The sequence below is a fragment of the bacterium genome (assembly GCA_016873475.1).
In the GTDB taxonomy this organism is placed as follows: Bacteria; Krumholzibacteriota; Krumholzibacteriia; order JACNKJ01; family JACNKJ01; genus VGXI01.
This window is the reverse complement of sequence record VGXI01000276.1, coordinates 1-3,476: the sequence shown is the minus strand read 5'-3', so window position 1 is coordinate 3,476 and position 3,476 is coordinate 1. Positions and strand designations below refer to the sequence as shown.

At 66.6% G+C, this 3,476-nt stretch carries 3 protein-coding genes; all 3 read left to right on the top strand.

What is annotated here, in order from left to right:
- Positions 1-354 precede the first annotated feature (354 nt).
- The 3 genes from tnpB (at position 355) to FJ251_14595 (ending at position 3,333) form a co-directional block, all read left to right on the top strand.
- The gene (gene tnpB, locus FJ251_14605) at positions 355-720 is read left to right on the top strand and encodes an IS66 family insertion sequence element accessory protein TnpB (GenBank protein ID MBM4118934.1); all 366 of its coding nucleotides are present in this window, start codon (positions 355-357) and stop codon (positions 718-720) included.
- 61 nt (positions 721-781) lie between these two features.
- A complete protein-coding gene (locus FJ251_14600) occupies positions 782-1,660 on the top strand; it encodes a DUF4338 domain-containing protein (protein ID MBM4118933.1) in 879 nt (292 codons plus the stop codon).
- Positions 1,657-3,333 carry an IS66 family transposase gene (locus FJ251_14595; GenBank protein ID MBM4118932.1) on the top strand — a complete coding sequence of 559 codons (1,677 nt, stop codon included), beginning with the start codon at positions 1,657-1,659 and terminating at the stop codon, positions 3,331-3,333. The genes FJ251_14600 and FJ251_14595 overlap by 4 nt, the downstream gene beginning before the upstream one ends.
- Positions 3,334-3,476: the final 143 nt, after the last annotated feature.

The window sequence follows — 3,476 nt, the reverse complement described above, 5'->3', positions numbered from 1 at the left end:
TCGGCGCCGGATCGACGAGTGGCGAGAAACCCGGGTGAATCGCGGCCGGATGCCGGAGCCGTTGTGGCGCGCGGCGGTGGCGCTTGCCCGCGAGCACGGGGTGTACGCGACGTCTCGGGGACTGCGCGTCAACTACGACTCGCTCAAGGCGCGGGTGCGGGCAGCGGGCAAGCCGATGAAGGGGCTGGCATCGACGTTCGTGGAGCTGAGCGGCGGGCTGGCCATCGGCGCCACTCCGGCGGGCTCGGTCGTGGAGCTGGCGGGCTCGAGCGGCGAGAAGCTGCTGATCCGGCTGGCCGGTGGTGGCGAGCTCGACGTGGCCGGGCTGTGTCGTGAATTCTGGAGCCGGGCTGGGTGATCCAGATCACGCCGCAGATGCGGGTGCTCGTGGCCGTCGAGCCCGTCGACTTCCGGCGCGGGATCGACGGCATCGCGCGGTTGTGCCGGGAACAGCTCGCCGCCGATCCATTCTCCGGCGCGGCGTACGTGTTTCGGAATCGGCGCGGCACCGCGGTAAAGGTTCTGGTGTACGACGGCCAGGGCTTTTGGCTTTGCCACAAGCGATTGAGCACCGGAAGATTTCGCTGCTGGCCCGAGGCGAGTGAGAGCCGCGCGGCGACGAGCATCCGAGCGCACGAGCTGAGCGTGCTCTTGTTCGGGGGCGACCCGAGCGCGACGCGAGCAGCGCCGGTCTGGCGCAGCGTGAGTCCGCCCAGCTGAGCAAGCGCGGTCTCCACGTTCCCTCTTGCGTTCCAAATCGCGGTATGGCAAACACGATGGCGTGACCGAGGTGTTGCGATACCGCGGCAGGAGCATCAGCGAGACGGATGTCGCGTTTCTGCGCGAGCTGATCGCCCGCTCGCCAAAAGCGAGCCGGCGGAAGCTCAGCGCGCTGGTTTGTGAGGAGTGGGATTGGCGGCAGGGCAACGGCGCGCTGCGAGACATGGTGTGCCGAGGGCTGATGCTGGCGCTGGCGCGGTCGGGGCACATCGATCTGCCACCGATCCGGAAGCGACCGCCCAATCCACTGCTGCAGCGACCGCGGCCGGAGCCGGTCGAGATCGACGAGACGCCGTTCGTGTGCAGCCTCCGCGAGCTCGGGCCGCTCGAGATTCGTCAGGTACGCCGGACCGAGGAAGAGAAGCTCTGCCGCGGGCTGCTCGAGGCGCACCACTACTTGCGCTACACGCAACCGGTCGGCGAGCAGCTCAAGTACGTGGCGTATGCACAGAGCCGGCCGATCGCGTGCTTCACGTGGTCGAGCGCGCCTCGCCACCTGGGCGCGCGTGATCGCTACATCGGTTGGTCTCTGGACGCGCGGCGGAAGAATCTCCGGCTGCTCGCCTACAACAGCCGGTTTCTGATCCTGCCCTGGGTCAAGGTGCCGCATCTCGCATCGCACTTGCTCGGGCACATGGCCCGGAGGCTGTCCTCCGACTGGGAGCGCCTCTACGCGCACCCGATCTACTTCGGAAAGACCTTCGTGGATCTCGATCGGAATCGCGGCACCTGCTATCGCGCCGCCAACTGGGTGGTGCTCGGCATGACGACAGGGCGTGGCAAGGACGCGGCGACCTGGCAGCAGAATCGATCAAAAAAGCAGGTGCTCGGTATGCCCTTGGTGCGCGACTTCCGCGAGCGCCTGTCGAGGCTCGGATGACGCGAGCGCCCGCTCAGCTCGCCGAGCTCGATCTGTCCGAGGCCAAGAAAATCGTCGAGCGTGCGGCGCTCGGCGATTCGGAGCGAAAGCTCCTGCTGAGCGTGATCGACGTGCTCGTGTTCGTGGTGGGCGCGCTCGAGACCAAGAGGGTCACCATCGTGCGCCTGAGAAGGATGATCTTCGGTGCGAGCACCGAGAAGACGGGGCACGTGTGCGGCGACGAGAAGAACAACGCCAAGGAAGCCAAGGCGCTCGCGGCCGGGAACAAGCCGAAACGCAAGGGACATGGCAAGAACCCCACTTCGCGCTATCCAGGCGCGACGAAGAACAGCATTCAACACCCGACGCTGCACGCAGGGGATCGATGTCCAGGCTGTGAGCGGGGCACGCTGGGCAAGCGGGCTCCGTTGACCTTGATCCGTCTACGCGGACAAGCGCCGGTTGTAGGCCAGCAGGACGAGTATGAGCGATTTCGCTGCAGCACCTGCGGCGAGGTGTTCACGGCGTGTGCGGCTGGTAGCACTGGCAAGCAGCCGCGTGCGGCCAAGGCCAAGGAGCCAGTCGAGCAGGCGCCGAGCACGCCTGGGGCTGTTGTCGAGCAGCCCAAGTACGACGTCACGGTCGCCGTGATGATCGCGCTGCTTCGCTATGGCTACGGGCTGCCGTTCAATCGGTTCGCGCAGCTGCAGGCCGGCCTTGGCGTCCCGCTGCCTGCCACCACGCAGTGGGACGTCCTGTGCCGACACCTGGCTGGGCCCGAGACGGCTTACGACGAGTTGATCCACCAGGCCGCCCAGGGCGAGGTCGTGCACAACGACGACACGACCATGAAGGTGCTCACGCTGATGGGCGGAAGCGCCAAGACCCAGACCCCAAACGCGGCGAGCGGCGAGCGCTCGTCGGAGCGCACGGGCATCTTCACGACGGGCATCGTGGCGCTTGCCGGCGGTCAGCGCATCGCGGTGTTCTTCACCGGACATCGACACGCTGGCGAGAATCTCCGCTCCGTCCTCGGTCACCGTGCCTCGGGCCTCAGCCCGCCGGTCCAGATGTGTGATGGTATCTCGCGCAACTTGCCTGATGACTTCGCGACGATCCTGGCCAACTGCCTCTCGCATTCTCGGCGGCGCTATGTCGACGTCTTCGCCAACTTCCCGGACCAGTGCCGGCACGTCCTCGAGCAACTGCGTGACGTCTACCGCAACGATGCGATCGCCCGCGAAGAGAAGATGTCGCCGCAAGCACGGCTCGAGTGGCACCAGCAGCAAAGCGGGCCGATCATGGCCGAGCTCGAGGAGTGGCTCGGTGCGCAGCTCGAGGAAAAGCTCGTCGAGCCCAACTCGGGCCTCGGCGAAGCCATCGAGTACATGCGCAAGCACTGGCACGCGCTCACTCAGTTCTTGCGCGTCCCCGGTGCGCCGCTCGACAACAACATCTGCGAGCGCGCTCTGAAGAAGGCGATCATGCATCGCAAGAACTCGCTCTTTTATCGCACCGAGCGCGGCGCTCACGTCGGGGACGTCTTCATGAGCCTCATCCACACGGCCGAGCTATGCGGCGAAAGCCCATTCGACTACCTGCGCGCGCTGATGGCGCACCCGAAAGACGTCGCAGCTCATCCCGCCGAGTGGCTCCCATGGAACTACCGTCAGTCCGTCGCGGCGGCCGCGTAGCGCCGAAGCAACTCCACCGCTCTGGCTCGGGCCGCCCCGATGTCCGCGCCCAACCGGGCCGCGCGGCTCAGGCTGGCGCCACGGCAGTCCGAAAAATCGCGGGGAAAATGGCCTCAGCACGCTTGCCGGAGGGACACGAAAAA

Coding starts and splice junctions, on each gene's coding strand:
- FJ251_14595 (MBM4118932.1), top strand. CDS start 1,657: ATGACGCGAGCGCCCGCTCAGCTCGCCGAGCTCGATCTGTCCGAGGCC.